The sequence below is a fragment of the Campylobacter lanienae NCTC 13004 genome (assembly GCF_002139935.1).
In the GTDB taxonomy this organism is placed as follows: domain Bacteria; phylum Campylobacterota; class Campylobacteria; order Campylobacterales; family Campylobacteraceae; genus Campylobacter; species Campylobacter lanienae.
This window is the reverse complement of sequence record NZ_CP015578.1, coordinates 910,649-927,187: the sequence shown is the minus strand read 5'-3', so window position 1 is coordinate 927,187 and position 16,539 is coordinate 910,649. Positions and strand designations below refer to the sequence as shown.

Here is a 16,539-nt window from a genome sequence, read left to right as displayed (position 1 = left end):
TATGGAAGAGTTTTTAAAGAATTTATTATATGAGTATCAAAATTTCGCCTATCTTATTATATTTTTATGGTGTATTGCCGAAGGAGAGTTAGCGCTTATTTTAGGTGGGATATTTGCTCATGAGGGGCATGTGGATTTGGGGCTTATAATATTTGTGGCTGGATTAGGTGGATTTGTGGGGGATCAAATTTATTTTTATATTGGTCGCTATAACAAAAAATATATCCAAAGAAAACTAGCCAAACAAAGACGCAAATTCGCCGTCGCTCATCTACTACTTCAAAAATTCGGCTGGCCGATTATCTTTATGCAGCGTTATATGTATGGATTTCGCACTATTATACCTATGAGTATAGGAATCACTAGATATAGCGCTAAGAAATTTGCTTTTATAAATTTAATTAGCGCTTGGGTATGGGCGGCTATTACGATACTTTTGGCTTGGCATTTTGGTCAGTTGATATGGGCTGGGATAGAGTGGGCCGAGTCGCATTGGTATTTTGCGGTGCCGATTATCGGTGGATTTTTGGCTTCTTTATTTTTTGGTTTAAAATATATGGAAAAACGAATCTTAAATGAAAGGAAAAAGAGAAGAGATGTTTGTTGAATTAATAGATAAAAAAATAGCTGATATTTTGGCTGATTATGAGGTAATTTTTATTGTTGATAAGAATTTGAGTCATAGATTTGTAGATGATTTGGGTGAGTTTGATTTTTACTCTTATAAGGGCGATGGGGTTTTAAATTTGCCTAGTAAGAGACGGATTTATGTAGGTATTAAAAATCTTGATTTAAATTCTCTTAGATTAGCGAGTGCTACGGCTTTTAATGCTATTAAAGAGCTTAATATCAAAAGTGTCAAAATCGCTAGTTATAGCGGTGATTGCGTTAAGATGAGTTTTGAGGCTATGGTTGAGGGATTTTTGTTAGCTAGTTATAAATTTGATAAATACAAAAGCGAGAAAAAAGAGAATAAAATAGAAAAAATTCTAATCTCAACTGAGGATTATAATAGCAAAAAGATCGCCCTAGATGAAGCGCAAATCGGTATAGATCACGCTCATATCATAGCTGAAGCGACTAATTTTACAAGAGATATAGTAAATGAAATTCCAGAGATCTACACCCCACAAAAGATGGCTGAAGATGCGAAAAATTTAAGTCTAAGCTATGCTAATATAGAGTGCGCTATACATGATGAAAACTACCTAAAAAGCCAAAATATGAATGCCTTTTTAGCGGTTAATAAAGCCTCAATCCATCCACCACGCCTAATACATTTAAAATACACTCCAAAACAGAGCATTAAAAGAGTTGTATTTGTAGGTAAGGGTCTTACATATGATAGCGGCGGACTAAGCTTAAAACCAGCTGATTATATGCTAACTATGAAAAGCGATAAGAGTGGTGCAGCGGCTGCTATGGGAATCATAATGGGAGCGGCTAAAATGGAGTTGCCATTTGAAATTCACGCCGTTTTGGGTGCGACTGAAAATATGATAGGTGGAAATGCGTATAAGCCTGATGATGTGCTAATTACTCGTAGTGGAGTTAGTGTAGAGGTTAAAAATACAGATGCTGAAGGTAGGCTTGTTTTGGCTGATTGTTTGGATTGGGCGCAAAGTGAGCTTGACCCAGAACTTCTTATAGATATGGCGACACTTACAGGTGCTTGTGTTGTAGGGCTTGGTGAATATACTAGTGGAGTTATGGGAAATAGCTATGAATTACAGAGTGAATTTAAAAATTATGCTAGTAGAAGTGGAGAGTATCTAACTGTTTTGGAATTTAATGATCATCTAAAAGAGCTTATAAAAAGCGATATAGCCGATATTTCAAATATCTCTTCAAGTAGATATGGTGGGGCTATTACAGCTGGAATATTTTTGGATAAATTTATAAAAGATGAGTATAAAGATAGATGGCTACATCTTGATATCGCTGGGCCTGCTTATGTGAATAAAGCATGGGGATATAATCCAGCTGGGGCTAGTGGAGCTGGAGTTAGAGCGTGTTTATACTATCTGCAAAAATTAGCTAGAAATCATCAAAAAGGTCAGAATTAATGGGATTATCAGTAGGTATTGTAGGTTTGCCAAATGTGGGTAAATCAACTACATTTAACGCACTAACAAAAGCTAGTAACGCTGAAGCGGCCAACTATCCATTTTGTACGATTGAACCAAATAAAGCTATAGTGCCAGTGCCAGATCCTAGGCTTGATGAACTCGCTAAAATCGTAAAACCAAACAAAATTCAACACTCTGTAATTGAATTTGTAGATATCGCAGGGCTTGTAAGAGGTGCTAGTAAGGGTGAAGGGCTTGGGAATAAATTTCTTTCTAATATTAGGGAAACCGAGGTGATCTTACACATGGTAAGGTGCTTTGAAGATTCTAATGTTACACATGTAGAAAATAGCGTAGATCCAATTAGAGATATCGAGATTATCGAAACTGAGCTTATACTAGCTGATATAGAGCAACTTGCTAAAAAGATTGAGAAATTAACCAAAGAGGCTAAAGCAAATGTAAAAGGCGCTAAAGAGAGCTTAGAGTGTGCTAAGGCCTTAGCAGATCATTTAGATAGTGGCAAGAGTGCGGCGTCGTTTAGTGAATTTGATAGTGATGTTTTTAACGCTTTAAATAAAGAGCTTAGACTTCTTTCAGCAAAAGAGGTTATATATGGTGCTAATGTCAATGAAGATGAAATTTCTATCGATAATGGGTATGTAAAAAAGGTAAAAGAATACGCCAAAGAGCGTGGGGCAGAGGTTATCAAGCTTTGTGCTAAGATAGAAGAGGAGCTAATAGGGCTAGATGATGCTGAGGCTAAAGAGATGTTAGAGAGCTTAGGAGCGAGTGAGAGTGGATTAGAGAGCATTATACGCACGGCATTTGCGAAGCTTGGGCTTATTAGTTATTTTACAGCTGGGGTTGTGGAAGTTAGGGCTTGGACTATACACAAAGGGTGGAAAGCCCCAAAGGCTGCGAGCGTGATACATAATGATTTTGAAAGAGGTTTTATCAGAGCTGAAGTTATCAGCTATGATGATTATATCGCTTGTGGCGGTGAAGCCAAGGCCAAAGAAGCTGGCAAGATGAGATTAGAAGGTAAGGATTATATCGTTAATGATGGCGATGTGATGCATTTTAGATTTAATGTGTGATACTCTAGCCTAAATTTAGAGAGATCTAAATTTAGGCAATTAGTTAATTTAAAAATTTAAAATCTGAATTTAAATTTAAAATATTATTTAATACTTATAATAAATTCAATAAAATATTATAAAATCTTGATTTACTATTAAATATTTTAATATATATAATTTTATAATTTTAATGAAAATTAATGATAAGCAATATCAAATATTTTTTAAATTTAGAATTATCTAATAAATATTTAAATCTAATAAATATTGATTTTACCATATTTATTTAAATTTAATTAAAAAGATATTAAGAGTATTAAACTCCATATTTCTTTAAAATCTATAATATAAATAATAATATAAATCAATCAAATTTAAGTCTTAAAATATAAATAAAGTTATATAATAATCCCAATTCAATATCATTTCAGAAAGGTTAAATATGGATAGACGAGATTTTATTAAGAGCTCAGCTGTTGCGGCTGCTTGTTCGGCTGCCGGTCTTAGCGCACCTAGTTCATTAGGCGCTGCTAATAAAGAGCAAGATTGGCGTTGGGATAAAGCAGTATGTAGATTTTGTGGTACTGGTTGTGGTATTGTCGTTGCTACTAAAGATGGTAAAATAGTTGCGGTAAAAGGCGATCCATTGGCTCCTGTAAATCGTGGTTTGAATTGTATTAAAGGCTATTTTAATGCTAAGATTATGTATGGCGAAGATAGAATTACTAAGCCACTTTTAAGGGTAAATTCTAAGGGTGAATTTGATAAAAATGGTAAATTCGTTGAAGTTAGCTGGAAAAGAGCATTTGACGAGATGGAAAAACAATTTAAAAGAGCTTATAATGAGCTTGGACCAACTGGTATTGGTGTATTTGGCTCTGGACAATATACTGTCCAAGAGGGATATTCGGCTGTTAAGCTAATCAAAGGCGGTTTCCGCTCAAACAATATTGACCCAAATGCTAGACACTGTATGGCTAGTGCGGTTGTGGGCTTTATGCAAACTTTTGGTATAGATGAACCCGCTGGTTGCTATGATGATATAGAGCTAACTGATACAGTAGTGTGCTGGGGTGCTAATATGGCAGAGATGCATCCAGTTTTATGGGCTAGGGTGAGTGATAGAAAACTTCAAAATCCAAATAATGTAAAAATTATAAATTTATCTACATTTTCAAATAGAACATCAAATATCGCTGATATGGAGATTATCTTTAGACCGCAAACTGACTTAGCTATATGGAACTATATCGCTAGAGAGATTGTATATAATCATCCAGAAGCTATCGATGAAAAATTCGTAAAAGACCACTGCGTATTTACAACAGGCCCAGCTGATATCGGCTATGGCATGAGAGATAATATCAACCACCCTAAATATCTACCAAGTGAGTTAGATACAGCAGCCAAAGAGAGATCTAAAGTATTAACCGAAGCTGAAGGTGTAACACTAGCATATTTAGGAATGAAAGCTGGTGATACAATGGAAAATAAACACACAGCCACTCCAGATGCTCATTGGCAAATTTCATTTGATGAGTTTAAAAAGGCTCTAGCGCCATACACACTTGATTTTGTAGCGAAATTAGCCAAAGGTGATGATAATGAAGATTTAGAAGAGTTTAAGAATAAACTTCAAACTCTAGCAAGTTATTATATAGATCAAAAACGCAAAGTTGTGAGCTTTTGGACTATGGGTATGAATCAACATACTCGTGGTACTTGGGTAAATGAGCAAAGCTATATGGTACATTTCTTGCTAGGCAAACAAGCCAAACCAGGTAGTGGAGCATTCTCGCTAACAGGTCAGCCAAGTGCCTGTGGTACCGCTAGAGAGGTTGGGACATTCTCACACCGCTTGCCAGCAGATATGGTCGTAGCCAATCCAAAACATAGAGAGATTACAGAGAAAATTTGGAAACTTCCAGCTAAAACTCTAAACCCAAAACCAGGTGCGCCATATATGAAAATTATGCGTGATCTTGAAGATGGTAAGATCAAATTTATTTGGGTACATGTAAATAACCCATGGCACAATACCGCAAATGCTAATCACTGGATCAAAGCAGCAAGAGAGATGGATAACTTCATAGTAGTGAGCGATCCATATCCAGGTATTAGTGCTAAGGTAGCTGACCTTATCTTGCCAACAGCTATGATATATGAAAAATGGGGAGCTTATGGTAATGCTGAGAGAAGAACTCAACATTGGAGACAACAAGTTCTTCCAGTAGGCGAGGCTATGAGTGATACATGGCAATATATGGAATTTAGCAAACGCTTTAAACTAAAAGAGGTTTGGGGTGAGAAAAAAATCGATAACAAACTAACACTTCCAAGTGTCTTAGATGAAGCAGCTAAATTAGGCTATACCCCAGAATCAACTCTATATGATGTGTTATTTGCCAATGCTGAGGCTAAATCATTTAATGCTGATGATGCTGTTATAAATGGATTTGATAATACTGAAGTATTTGGTGATAGCAGAAATGTAGTTGGTAGCGATGGTAATGTATTTAAAGGCTATGGATTCTTCGTCCAAAAATATCTTTGGGAAGAGTATAGAAAATTTGGCGTAGGCCACGGTCACGACCTAGCAGATTTTGATACATATCATAAAGTTAGAGGTCTTAGATGGCCAGTTGTAGATGGCAAAGAGACTCAATGGAGATTTAATACCAAATATGATGTATATGCGAAAAAAGCAGCTCCAGATAGCGATTTTGCTTTCTATGGTAACGCAAGTGGTGCTTTACCAAGTGGGGATTTAACCAAAGTTACTAACCCTGAAAAAACTTCTATAAAAAATAGAGCAAAAATATTCTTTAGACCATTTATGGATGCACCAGAAACTCCAAGCAAAGAGTATCCACTATGGCTATGTACAGGTAGGGTACTAGAGCACTGGCATAGTGGTACTATGACAATGCGTGTTCCTGAGCTATATCGTGCTGTTCCAGAAGCGCTTTGCTATATGAATGAAGAAGATGGCAAAAAAATAGGCGTAGCTCAAAATGATGTCGTATGGGTAGAGAGCCGCCGTGGCAAAGTAAAAGCTAGAGTGGATTTCCGTGGTAGAAATAAACCACCTGTAGGCTTGGTATATGTGCCTTGGTTTGATGAAAATGTATATATTAATAAAGTTTGTCTAGATGCTACTTGTCCATTATCTAAACAGACAGACTTTAAAAAATGTGCTGTAAAAGTCTATAAGGCCTAAAATGCAAAGGCGAGATGCTATAAAGACGGGTTTTAGTTTAGTTGGACTTTTAGCTGCTAGCTCATTTGTTTATAAAGAGTATGCAAATGCTAAGCCTGTGCTTAAACTGCGTCCGCCTGCAGCTTTAGATGAAGATGAGTTTTTGACTCGTTGTATTAGGTGCGGGCTATGCGTTGAGGCGTGTCCTTTTGATACGCTAAAACTCGCTGAATTTAAAGATAGTGGCGTAGGTATCGGAACTCCATTTTTTACCCCAAGGGATATTCCTTGCTTTATGTGCGAAGATATTCCTTGCGTGGTTGAGTGTCCTACAGAGGCGCTAGATCCTAAGCTAGTTACAAAAGATGGAGCTTTGGATATCAATATGGCTAAAATGGGTGTAGCGGTTGTAGATGAGAAGAGCTGTGTAGCCTATTTTGGAATTCAATGTGATGCGTGTTATCGTGCTTGTCCATTGATAGATAAGGCTTTATTGATAGATTATAAACGCAATGAAAGAACTGGCAAACACGCATTTTTATTGCCGATTGTAGATAGTGATTATTGTACTGGATGTGGTAAGTGTGAAATAGCATGTATCACAGATAAAGCCGCAATAACTGTGCTTCCAAGAGATATGGTTATGGGTAAGCTGGGCAATAACTATGTAAAAGGCTGGGTAGAGGGTGATGATGCTAAACTAAAAGATGCTGATACTAAAATGCATTTAGATAGCAAAAAGGGTATTAAGTATCTAAATGGAGATGAGCTATGAAATTTACAATTGCTAGAAGAGTAGTTCAATTAGCTATTTTGGGATTATTTATAGCTGGAAATATATATGGCGTAAATATCTTAAAAGGAAATTTAAGTAGCTCAGAGCTCTTTGGTGTGATCGGACTTAGTGATCCGTATGCTTTGCTTCAGCTATTTTTAGCTGGATTTAGTGTAGGTAGTGCTAGTGTGATGGGAGCTATAATTGTAGCTCTTTTTTACGCTTTGATAGCGCCTAGGGCGTTTTGTTCGTGGGTTTGTCCTATTAATATCTTAACAGATCTTGGTGCTTATATAAGAACTAAGCTAAAAATAGGCAAAAATCTAGTTAATATAAGCTCAAATTCAAGATATTATCTATTTGCGCTTAGCTTGGTGTTTAGCTTTGCTTTTAGCATAGCGGCTTTTGAGAGTGTAAGCTATATTGGGGCATTTACTAGAGGTGTTGTATATCTTAGTGGATCAGCTATTAGTATAGCTATTATAATTATCTGTATTGAGGCTTTTTTAGGTAAGCGATTAATATGTGGTCATTTATGTCCTTTGGGAGCATTTTGGGCATTAATTAGTAGATATAGCTTAATAAGAATATATCACAATAGCAAAAACTGCACACATTGTAATAAGTGTAAAGCTGTTTGTCCCGAGATACAAGTTTTGGATTTGATAGGCAAACAAAGTGGAAATATCAGAAGTGAGTGTATAAGTTGCGGGCGTTGCGTTGAGGCGTGTAATGATGATGCGCTTGATTTTAGTATATTAAAATTTAGGAGAGAAGAATGAAAAAGGGTTTGCAAAATATTTTACTTAGTGCTACTGCGGCACTAGTTTTAGCAGCTTGTAATTTTGGTGTTGGTCAAAACTCAGCAGTAGAAGATACGCAAATTGGTCTTAGAAATGTGGATCTTCAAGATGAGCTAAATGTTAAAAATCCAGCAATTGCTTGGAAGGGTGATTTGCCTGGTAGCAATGAATTGTATGAAAGAAGCTATGAGAATGCGCCACCACTTATTCCGCATAGTTTAGATGGATTATTGCCTATTACTTTAGAATCTAATGCCTGTTTATCATGCCACACTATAGAAGTGGCAAAAGATATGGGGACTATCCCAGCACCACAAAGCCACTATATGTATCTATCAACTGGCAAAAAAACAGCAGATATCAATAAAGAGAGATTTAACTGCGTTCAATGCCATGTGGCTCAAACAGACGCCCAACCATTAGTTAAAAATAACTTCAAAGCTGATTTTAGAAGCATAGAGGGTAATAGAACTTCTAATCTTGTTGATGTTTTAAATCAAGGTATTAAATGATAAATAGGCGAGAACTCTTTGCTAAATTTAAGCAAAGAGAGCCTGAATCCATATCTCCGCCATATTTTAGCGGAGAGTTTGATTGCGTTAATTGTCCTGCGCCATGTGTGGATAGCTGTGATAGAAATCTTCTTGAATTTGATAATGGTAGGGTTAAGTTTGATCCTAATAAGCTTGGCTGTAACTTCTGTAAAGAGTGTGCTATAGCGTGCGAATCTATAGGTAAAAATGTCTTAAATTTAAGTAATCTTGCTGTTATTAATGCTAATGTAGAGATAAATACCGCCACTTGTCTAGCGTGGAATGGTGTTATATGTTATAATTGTTTAGATATCTGTAAATTTAGAGCAATTGAGTATTTAGGTATGTTTAGACCTACTATTAATGATAAATGCGTAGGGTGTAGCGAGTGTGTGAGTGTGTGTGTGAATAACTCAGTGATTGTAAGGGGAAATTGATGAGATTTTTTGTAGTTTTATTTATTGCGATTACATTTTTGTGGGCTGATTTTGAACTTAAATTACCTGCTAATGCTGTTAGTATTAATCTTGATAAAAATAGCTTATTAATTGGGCTTGATAATGGCGAATTGTATGATTATGATACGAAGAGTAAAGAGCTAAATAGGATAATAGAGCTACCAAAAATCTCAAATTATTTTGATAATAATATCTCACCAAAGATATTTAGTATCGATAAATTAAATGATATTATCGCAATTTTATATGAGAGCGATAATGGGGCTAAATCTCTTGGTATTATCCAAAATGGTATGTTAAAAAGCTTTAAAATGCCTACTGATGGGGTAAAAAAGATATTTTTGTTAGATGAAAATAGTGTTGTATTTGTAACTTTGAGTAGCGAAGTGGAGTATTATAATTTTAAAGAATCTAGGATTGTTTTTGATACCAAGCTTAGCACTTCTAGCACGGGCAACGCAGCGTATGATAGAAAAAATGGAATTCTAGCTATAGGGATTGAGGGTGGTGTGATTTTTTATTTTGATACTAAACTTAAAAAGCTTATAAAACAGATAAACGCTCAAAAAGATACTATATATAGCGTAGGGCTAAATGGAGATCTGTTGATTAGTGGCTCAGCAGATAAAAAAGCGTATTTTAATAATGGTGTTAAAGAGTTTTATTATGATGCTAAATTTTTGGTATATTGTGTTGGGATAAGCGATGATAAAGGGGTATTTAGCACAGAAGATATGATAAAAATTATAGATAAAAGTGGTGTGGTGATAAAAGAGATTGAGTATAATGGCTCTTCGCTTAATTATTTGATATTTGGTAGTGATGATTTGATTGGTTCAAGTTATGATAATAAGATATATTTTTGGAGTCTAAAATGAATAATATTTCAAGCGTAGTTATAACTCTAATGAGTGCTGATAATCGTGAAGATATCGCATCTGTGGTGGCGAAAATCCCAAATTGCGAAGTAGCGGTTAAAGAGGGTGATAAGATTATTGTATTGATAGAATCAGCTGATTTTGATAGTGAGTTAGCTACATTTAGAGCTTTAGAGCAGATTGAGGGTGTGAGCACCGTGGCTATGATATATAGCTATCAAGATTTAGATAGCGATATCTCTAAAGCCAACTCAAATGATATCGGAGAAATTGTCCGTAAAATAGATGAAATGGATATCAAAGATATCAAATATAATGGTAACCCAAATATATAAATTTATTTGAAAAATACCTTTTTTAGGTATAGTCCATTTGATGGAGCTGGGATTTTGGTAAGTGGCTTTTGAGATCTATATAGCTTGATAAACTCACATAGATTCTCATCACTGCTTGCTGCCTTTAAGGCGTTAGCTACCATTAGTCTGACTTGTGCTCTTAAAAATCCATTGGCTTTAAATTTAATGATAGTTAAATTTGGCTTAGAGTTATATCTTTTTAATCCAAATGTGGTTTTAGAAATTTGATAAGCATAAGCTTTGTAAATCTCTCTAATTGTGGATTTTTCGCCGCTACCGACTTTATAAAATGGTTTGAAGTCTTGCTTGCCTATAAAATAATTAAGAGCTAAATTTAATCTTTTTAAATCTAAATTTGGATAAAAATATACAAAATCGCTTAAAAATGGCGACTTTTCGCCGTGGTAGATGATATATCTATACTCTCTAGCCACTGCACTAAATCTAGGATGAAAGCTCTCATCTACAATGAATATATCCTTAATGCTGATATAGGGGCTTAGATGCCTATTAATTTGTGATTTTAATCTATCTAATTCCCAAAAATCCCCACAATGAAGGGTTGAAATTTGGTTTAAGGCATGGACGCCCTTATCAGTTCTAGACCCAGAAAGTATTGGCTCATAAATTCCGATATGATTTAAGGCTTGATTTATCGCATCTTCTACGGCTAGCATATTTGGTTGGGTTTGAGAACCACTAAATTTAGAGCCATTATAGCTATATTTGAGAGCTATTTTCATTAGTATTTTTTCATTACTTTGTGTTTAAAAGTTATCAAGCTAGATAGCATTGTAAGTGTAAAAATAGCCACAATTCCATAAATCGGATACTTAGATAGCAACAAAATAGCTGTAAAATAGGCCGCCAAAACCGCAAAAACCCCAATATATACAATCCCTTTTTCATATCTATAAGTTACAATGCCAAAGCTTAGAGCAAATAGGGTGCTAGCTAGCGGAAATAGCGCTATAAGCGTATAGATTATGAGATTTCTAGCAACTTTTGGGTCGCTACTAGCTTTAGACCAATACTCTATAATGCTGAAATTTTCTCCAAATTTATCTTGGATATTTGAGCGGATTGTGAGCGAGTCGTATTTGGCTATATTCCATTTATTCTCTTTTATATCATAGATATAGCCATCTTTTAAGATTAAATTTAGTTTTGCATCTTCATTGGTGATATCTCCGCTACTTGCGGTGATAAATCTCTCATTTATATCGCTGTTATTATAAAGCACAATATTTTCATATTTTGATAGGCTTTTGTCGCTGTTTTGCTTATCTATAAATATCATCCAAGACCCAAATCTCTGTCCAAATTCGCTTGGTTTGAGATTTAGGCTTAGTTTTGTTTTTTTATAATTTACAAAATTATTGTGTAGATTAAAGGCTGTTGGCATAACAACCAAAGCTATAAAGAGCAGTATTATTGAGATTAGTGCTGATATTTGTAGGAAAAATTTTGCTATATATTTTGGGCTATAGCCTAGAGTAAATATCACTATGCTCTCATTCTCTTTCGATAAGCGAAAAAAGCTCATCGCCAAAGATACAAAAAAGCTAATAGGCGTTGTAAATAGCAGAATTTGTGGAAGTGTAAATAGATAGAGCTTCACAAGCTCAACAAAATTTATATCAATATAGCTAGTGATCCTTACAATTTGTATAAAAAATATAATCGAAACTATCAAAAACAAAGTAGCAAAAAGCGACGCAAAGGTTGATAAAAAACTACTAAAAAGATATATATTAACCCTATTCATATTAATCCTAAATTTATATTTGTGAAATTATCTAGCATTAAAGCACAGATAAAACCCAAAAAAAGCGCCGGGATGAAAGCTATAGCACGCTCTTTTTTGATTAAGTGAAATCCAAGCTGGATAATAGAGCCTATAAACAGAGCTACAATTCCCCACCAAAGCCCCAAAATAGCAACCATTGAACCTATAAATATACTATCAGCATCGCCCATTGGCTCTGATATTTGGCTTTGATATTTATGCCTTAGCATTAGGATGCTTTTTAAAATCACCATAAAGCCAATTATGATAAATGAGTTTAAAATTTGGTTGATATCGCTTAAAAAAGCATAAATTATAGCTAAGAAATATCCACTCATTAAAAGCGAATTTGGCACAGCTTTTAGCCTATAATCAATCACGCTAAGAGCATAAAAAATAGTAAATATCAAAACTAAAATTATAGCTAAGATTAAATTTGGCTTAGCAAGATATGCCAAAATAGCTAAAATTCCAATCAAAAGCTCAGATAGCGGATAAAAAGCTGAAATCTCGGATTTACAATTTTTACATTTTTTATTTAAAATCAGCCATGAAACTATCGGAATAAGCTCATAAAAATTTAATTTTTTATGGCATTTTTGGCAGCGGCTGCGAGTAAATATGATATCTTGTGAATTTGGCACTCTGGTGGCTAAAACTGCGGCAAATGAGCCAAAGCAAAGGCCAAAAATAAAAAATATAAATAGCATTAAATCGCCCCAAATTTGCGGTGAGTGATCTTAAATTTAGCTATAATCTCATCAAGCTCTTTTGTATCAAAATCTGGCCAAAGAGTTGGGGTAAATGCTAACTCAGCATAGCTAGATTGCCATAATAAAAAGTTGCTAAGTCTATGCTCGCCACCCGTTCTAATCATCAGATCCACATCGCCAAAATCAGCGCTATCAAGGTGGCTTGATATGCTTTTTTCATCTATTTTAACTCCATTAGCAAGGGCAGAATTGACAGCTCTTACTATCTCATTTTGGCTTCCGTAGTTTATAGCTAGGATTAAATTTAGCCTACTATTATCTTTGGTTTTATCTTTGAGATTAGCTATAGCATTTTTTAATTGAGTGCTAAATGGGCTTAAATCGCCAATTGTGTGAAATCTAATACTATTTTCTAAAAATAAATTCTCTTTAAGCTTGATAAATTTCAAAAGCAAATTTAGCAAAAAATCAACCTCGCTCTTTGGCCGTTTCCAATTCTCTGTGCTAAAAGCATAGAGCGTGAGATTTTTAATCCCATTTTTAGCGCAGTAAATTGCTATATTTTCTACTGTGTCAGCGCCCTTTTTGTGGCCATCGGTTCTTATTAGTGTGCGATTTTTGGCCCATCTACCATTGCCATCCATAATTATAGCTAGATGATTTAGGGTATTCATATTGTCGCCTTTATGGTGGCTTTTTGCCATAGTGGAGATATGTTTTTGATCTCAAATTCGCACTTTAATTCACTGGCTAAGGCTTTGCTAAGACTTGGGTATTGTGAGCTAATGAGATTGAATTTGCCATCTTTTATTGATATAATCACAGGAGCAAACAAAGAGAAAATTAGATAAATTTTGGGATTTTTATTGAGTGAAATTTGTATCAATGCTGAGCGGTTATCATAGTAAAATGGTATATGAAGTATATTTTCATTTAGTGCCATTATCATATCTGCGTATATGCTAAATTCATCCTTAGAGAGCGAATTTGACATTTTGGTTTTGATATATGGGATCAACCAAGATAGATCTTTTGAGTTGGCTACCATCTCGATTAGGCTTACTCCATCGGCTAAAACTGGTTCGATAACCTCTCTTTTGGTTAGTGAGTTTATGCTTATTACACCACCACTTTGTGAGCCGATATTTGCGTAGTATTCGCTTCCTACATCTAGCTCTTTGTAGCTTGTGGTGCTTATGGTTTTGGTGCCAAATTTGATATTATAGCGGTTAAATCTAGTCTGTTCTAAGACCTTTATTATTACAGGCAAGCTTGAGTTTATCATAGCTGGGATGTTGTTTGAGATTTTGGCTGATTGAATTTGATTTACTCTATTTATCATATATTTTTTACTAGCTCCGTGATTTGCGATGCGACTAGCTCTTTTGGGGCGAAATCGGTTTGCGTGGTTGAGTCTTTGGTTATGAAGCTTATTTGGGTTTGGTCAGAGCCAAATTTGATCTTATCATCTAAGATATTTAAGCAGACCGCATTTAGGTTTTTATCTATTAGCATATTTTTGGCGTTGTTTAGAGCATTTTGTGGATTCATCTCCATCTTAAAGCCGATTTTTTTACAATTTAGATTTAAATTTTTTAATATATCAATATTTAATTTTAGCTCGATTTTATCGCCCATTTTATCTTTTTTTATCTTTCCATCTTTAGGGTTAAGGCAGACAAAATCACTAACCGCCGCACACATAATCAAAATATCATTTTGAGTTACTTTTTGAGAATTTAAGGCATTTAATAGCTCATTTGAGCTTTTGAATTTAATCATCTTATACGGGGTATCAAAATCAACCGAGCTTATAAATACCACATCAGCACCAGCGTAATAGAAACTATCGGCTAGGGCTTTTGACATTTTGCCGCTTGAGTGGTTGGTGATGGCTCTTGCGTCATCTATCTTTTCAGTTGTTGGACCACCGGTGATTATAACCTTTTTGCCTTTGTAAAACTCATCTTGGTTTAATACTCTTTTGGCGGTTTCTACAATTAGCCAAGGCTCATTTAATCCGCCTTTTCCATAATCCAAACAAGCTAGAGTCTTAGCAATTGGCTCAACTATTATAAAGCCATCATTCTTTAAAATCTCTAAATTTCTAATTGTAGCTGGGTTTTCTAGCATATGATTATTGGCCGCAGGAGCGATTATTTTAGGGCAAGATGCGGCTAAAATGGTCTGTAAAAAGATATTATCAGCAATTCCAAGAGCGATTTTATTAATGCTATTAGCGGTGGCTGGGGCGATGATGATTAGATCATTTTTGCTAAAGCTTATGTGAGTTAGATTATCCGCCCAACTCTCATTGAGTGAGCTTAAAACACCATTGCTAAGGGCTTCAAAGCCAACTGGAGTAGTGAATTTAAGCGCACCATCGCTTAGTAAAACTCTCACATTTGCGCCATTTTTTTTAAGCAGACTTAAAATTTCATAAGCTTTATAAAAGCTAATACTCCCACAAACAGCTAATAAAATATCTCTATTTTTCATCTTTTTTGCCAAAAAATTTATAGAAAAATCCATTTTTGTTACTCTGTTTTGCCCTAGCGATTACCAAATCGCCTTTTTGACTATCGTTTGTTACGCTAGAACCGGCTGCTATGAGTGTATCATCAGCGATATTTAAAGGCGCAATGAGCTGGGTATCGCTACCTATAAATACATTTTTGCCTATTATTGTTTTGTGTTTATTTTTGCCATCGTAATTACAAGTTATGGTGCCGCATCCCACATTTGTGCCTTTGCCGATCTCGCAATCTCCTAAGTAGCTTAGATGGCCAGCCTTGACACCATCTAAATTCGCATTTTTAAGCTCTACAAAGTTACCAATATGAGTAGAATTAATATAGCTTTTTGGTCTTAAATGCGCCATCGGGCCAATATCGCTATCGATTATTGTGCTGTATTCTACCACAGAGCTACTTTTGATAATTGAGTTTTTAATAAGGCAATCGCCCTTAATTACACATCCGCTCTCTATCTCACATTCACCTTCAAATTTAGCTCTACTATCGATAAATACGCTATTTGGTAATCTGATTATAACGCCATTTTTCATCAAATTTGATTTAATCTCATTTTGCATTATATTTTCAGCTTTACTTAAAGCTAGTTTGTCATTAATACCCATGAAATTTTGCTCATCTACTAAGACATAACCAACGCTTTTTCCATCTTTTAGGGCTATTTCTATGGCGTCAGTTAGGTAGTATTCGCTGCTTGCGTTTTTGTTATCTATTTTAGGTAAAATTGAGTTTAATAAAGCTGTATTAAAGCAATACGCCCCTGCGTTACATAAATTTATAGCTTTTTGATCTTTGGTTGCGTCTTTTTCTTCTACGATTTTTATTACTTGATTTTCATCTTTTATTACTCTTCCATAGCCAAAAGGCTCATCAGATAAAAAGGCGGCTAAGGTGATATCGCTATCTCCTTTGGCTATGGATATTAGCTCTTCAACCTTGACTAGTGGCATATCAGCACAGATTATTAGAGTTTTGTCATATTTAGGCCTTGCGCTCATAACGGCCCCAGCAGTGCCAGGATAGTTTTGAGTATCTTGTCTTGTTATATTTATACCGCTAAATTCGCTATTTATAGCTTTGCTAACTTCATCAAATTGATAGCCTAAAACAACAGAAATATCATCAGATATTTGAAGTGATTTATCTATCACATGGCTAATCATAGATCTACCGCTTAATGTATGTAGGACTTTGGATTTTGGGGATTTCATGCGTGTGCCATTGCCGGCTGCTAATATGATGATTGATATATCTTGCATAGCTAACTCTTTTGATGATTTGAATTTGGCATTATTGTATCTAAATATGGTTAAAATTGATTAAATTTAATCTAAGCTTAACAATAAATTT

At 35.0% G+C, this 16,539-nt stretch carries 17 protein-coding genes; 10 read left to right on the top strand and 7 right to left on the bottom strand.

Annotation, left to right across the window (positions count from 1 at the left end; genetic code table 11):
* Position 1 precedes the first annotated feature (1 nt).
* From CLAN_RS04720 to CLAN_RS04675, 10 genes are all read left to right on the top strand, one after another.
* Positions 2–607, top strand: a complete 606-nt coding sequence (locus CLAN_RS04720) for a DedA family protein (protein WP_086300693.1) — start codon at positions 2–4, stop codon at positions 605–607.
* On the top strand, positions 597–2,066 hold the full coding sequence (locus CLAN_RS04715; RefSeq protein ID WP_086300691.1) for a leucyl aminopeptidase: 1,470 nt from the start codon (positions 597–599) through the stop codon (positions 2,064–2,066). The genes CLAN_RS04720 and CLAN_RS04715 overlap by 11 nt, the downstream gene beginning before the upstream one ends.
* The gene (gene ychF / locus CLAN_RS04710; protein WP_100590711.1) at positions 2,066–3,169 is read left to right on the top strand and encodes a redox-regulated ATPase YchF; all 1,104 of its coding nucleotides are present in this window, start codon (positions 2,066–2,068) and stop codon (positions 3,167–3,169) included. Before CLAN_RS04715 ends, ychF begins: the two co-directional genes overlap by 1 nt.
* 424 nt (positions 3,170–3,593) lie before the next feature.
* A complete protein-coding gene (gene napA, locus CLAN_RS04705) occupies positions 3,594–6,371 on the top strand; it encodes a periplasmic nitrate reductase subunit alpha (protein WP_100590710.1) in 2,778 nt (925 codons plus the stop codon).
* Between the two features lies 1 nt (position 6,372).
* Positions 6,373–7,125 carry a ferredoxin-type protein NapG gene (gene napG, locus CLAN_RS04700; protein ID WP_086224629.1) on the top strand — a complete coding sequence of 251 codons (753 nt, stop codon included), beginning with the start codon at positions 6,373–6,375 and terminating at the stop codon, positions 7,123–7,125.
* Positions 7,122–7,907: a quinol dehydrogenase ferredoxin subunit NapH gene (gene napH / locus CLAN_RS04695; protein WP_100590709.1), complete on the top strand. Its 786-nt coding sequence runs from the start codon at positions 7,122–7,124 to the stop codon at positions 7,905–7,907. The genes napG and napH overlap by 4 nt, the downstream gene beginning before the upstream one ends.
* Positions 7,904–8,440 carry a nitrate reductase cytochrome c-type subunit gene (locus CLAN_RS04690; RefSeq protein ID WP_167368936.1) on the top strand — a complete coding sequence of 179 codons (537 nt, stop codon included), beginning with the start codon at positions 7,904–7,906 and terminating at the stop codon, positions 8,438–8,440. Before napH ends, CLAN_RS04690 begins: the two co-directional genes overlap by 4 nt.
* Positions 8,437–8,898 (top strand): 4Fe-4S dicluster domain-containing protein, encoded by a 462-nt coding sequence (locus tag CLAN_RS04685; RefSeq protein ID WP_096017281.1) that lies wholly within the window; start codon positions 8,437–8,439, stop codon positions 8,896–8,898. The genes CLAN_RS04690 and CLAN_RS04685 overlap by 4 nt, the downstream gene beginning before the upstream one ends.
* Complete coding sequence (locus CLAN_RS04680) at positions 8,898–9,797, top strand: WD40 repeat domain-containing protein (RefSeq protein ID WP_100590708.1); 900 nt, start codon at positions 8,898–8,900, stop codon at positions 9,795–9,797. Before CLAN_RS04685 ends, CLAN_RS04680 begins: the two co-directional genes overlap by 1 nt.
* Complete coding sequence (locus tag CLAN_RS04675; RefSeq protein ID WP_096027203.1) at positions 9,794–10,132, top strand: chaperone NapD; 339 nt, start codon at positions 9,794–9,796, stop codon at positions 10,130–10,132. Before CLAN_RS04680 ends, CLAN_RS04675 begins: the two co-directional genes overlap by 4 nt.
* A 2-nt stretch (positions 10,133–10,134) precedes the next feature.
* Here CLAN_RS04675 and truA read toward each other — a convergent pair whose 3' ends face one another.
* The 7 genes from truA to glmU are packed head-to-tail and all read right to left on the bottom strand — an operon-like array spanning position 10,135 to position 16,448.
* Positions 10,135–10,896: a tRNA pseudouridine(38-40) synthase TruA gene (gene truA, locus CLAN_RS04670; protein WP_096018756.1), complete on the bottom strand. Its 762-nt coding sequence runs from the start codon at positions 10,894–10,896 to the stop codon at positions 10,135–10,137.
* A complete protein-coding gene (locus tag CLAN_RS04665; protein ID WP_096019661.1) occupies positions 10,896–11,921 on the bottom strand; it encodes an LptF/LptG family permease in 1,026 nt (341 codons plus the stop codon). Before CLAN_RS04665 ends, truA begins: the two co-directional genes overlap by 1 nt.
* Positions 11,918–12,652, bottom strand: a complete 735-nt coding sequence (locus CLAN_RS04660) for a prepilin peptidase (RefSeq protein ID WP_100590707.1) — start codon at positions 12,650–12,652, stop codon at positions 11,918–11,920. The genes CLAN_RS04665 and CLAN_RS04660 overlap by 4 nt, the downstream gene beginning before the upstream one ends.
* On the bottom strand, positions 12,652–13,329 hold the full coding sequence (uppS, locus tag CLAN_RS04655; protein ID WP_100590706.1) for a polyprenyl diphosphate synthase: 678 nt from the start codon (positions 13,327–13,329) through the stop codon (positions 12,652–12,654). The genes CLAN_RS04660 and uppS overlap by 1 nt, the downstream gene beginning before the upstream one ends.
* Positions 13,326–13,997 carry a hypothetical protein gene (locus tag CLAN_RS04650; RefSeq protein ID WP_100590705.1) on the bottom strand — a complete coding sequence of 224 codons (672 nt, stop codon included), beginning with the start codon at positions 13,995–13,997 and terminating at the stop codon, positions 13,326–13,328. The genes uppS and CLAN_RS04650 overlap by 4 nt, the downstream gene beginning before the upstream one ends.
* Positions 13,994–15,154, bottom strand: coding sequence for a bifunctional phosphopantothenoylcysteine decarboxylase/phosphopantothenate--cysteine ligase CoaBC (gene coaBC / locus CLAN_RS04645; RefSeq protein WP_100591050.1), 1,161 nt, complete (start codon positions 15,152–15,154; stop codon positions 13,994–13,996). Before coaBC ends, CLAN_RS04650 begins: the two co-directional genes overlap by 4 nt.
* Positions 15,144–16,448: a bifunctional UDP-N-acetylglucosamine diphosphorylase/glucosamine-1-phosphate N-acetyltransferase GlmU gene (gene glmU, locus CLAN_RS04640; protein WP_100590704.1), complete on the bottom strand. Its 1,305-nt coding sequence runs from the start codon at positions 16,446–16,448 to the stop codon at positions 15,144–15,146. The genes coaBC and glmU overlap by 11 nt, the downstream gene beginning before the upstream one ends.
* Between the last annotated feature and the right edge of the window lie 91 nt (positions 16,449–16,539).

Coding starts and splice junctions, on each gene's coding strand:
- CLAN_RS04720 (WP_086300693.1), top strand. CDS start 2: ATGGAAGAGTTTTTAAAGAATTTATTATATGAGTATCAAAATTTCGCC.
- CLAN_RS04715 (WP_086300691.1), top strand. CDS start 597: ATGTTTGTTGAATTAATAGATAAAAAAATAGCTGATATTTTGGCTGAT.
- ychF (WP_100590711.1), top strand. CDS start 2,066: ATGGGATTATCAGTAGGTATTGTAGGTTTGCCAAATGTGGGTAAATCA.
- napA (WP_100590710.1), top strand. CDS start 3,594: ATGGATAGACGAGATTTTATTAAGAGCTCAGCTGTTGCGGCTGCTTGT.
- napG (WP_086224629.1), top strand. CDS start 6,373: ATGCAAAGGCGAGATGCTATAAAGACGGGTTTTAGTTTAGTTGGACTT.
- napH (WP_100590709.1), top strand. CDS start 7,122: ATGAAATTTACAATTGCTAGAAGAGTAGTTCAATTAGCTATTTTGGGA.
- CLAN_RS04690 (WP_167368936.1), top strand. CDS start 7,904: ATGAAAAAGGGTTTGCAAAATATTTTACTTAGTGCTACTGCGGCACTA.
- CLAN_RS04685 (WP_096017281.1), top strand. CDS start 8,437: ATGATAAATAGGCGAGAACTCTTTGCTAAATTTAAGCAAAGAGAGCCT.
- CLAN_RS04680 (WP_100590708.1), top strand. CDS start 8,898: ATGAGATTTTTTGTAGTTTTATTTATTGCGATTACATTTTTGTGGGCT.
- CLAN_RS04675 (WP_096027203.1), top strand. CDS start 9,794: ATGAATAATATTTCAAGCGTAGTTATAACTCTAATGAGTGCTGATAAT.
- truA (WP_096018756.1), bottom strand. CDS start 10,896: ATGAAAATAGCTCTCAAATATAGCTATAATGGCTCTAAATTTAGTGGT.
- CLAN_RS04665 (WP_096019661.1), bottom strand. CDS start 11,921: ATGAATAGGGTTAATATATATCTTTTTAGTAGTTTTTTATCAACCTTT.
- CLAN_RS04660 (WP_100590707.1), bottom strand. CDS start 12,652: ATGCTATTTATATTTTTTATTTTTGGCCTTTGCTTTGGCTCATTTGCC.
- uppS (WP_100590706.1), bottom strand. CDS start 13,329: ATGAATACCCTAAATCATCTAGCTATAATTATGGATGGCAATGGTAGA.
- CLAN_RS04650 (WP_100590705.1), bottom strand. CDS start 13,997: ATGATAAATAGAGTAAATCAAATTCAATCAGCCAAAATCTCAAACAAC.
- coaBC (WP_100591050.1), bottom strand. CDS start 15,154: ATGAAAAATAGAGATATTTTATTAGCTGTTTGTGGGAGTATTAGCTTT.
- glmU (WP_100590704.1), bottom strand. CDS start 16,448: ATGCAAGATATATCAATCATCATATTAGCAGCCGGCAATGGCACACGC.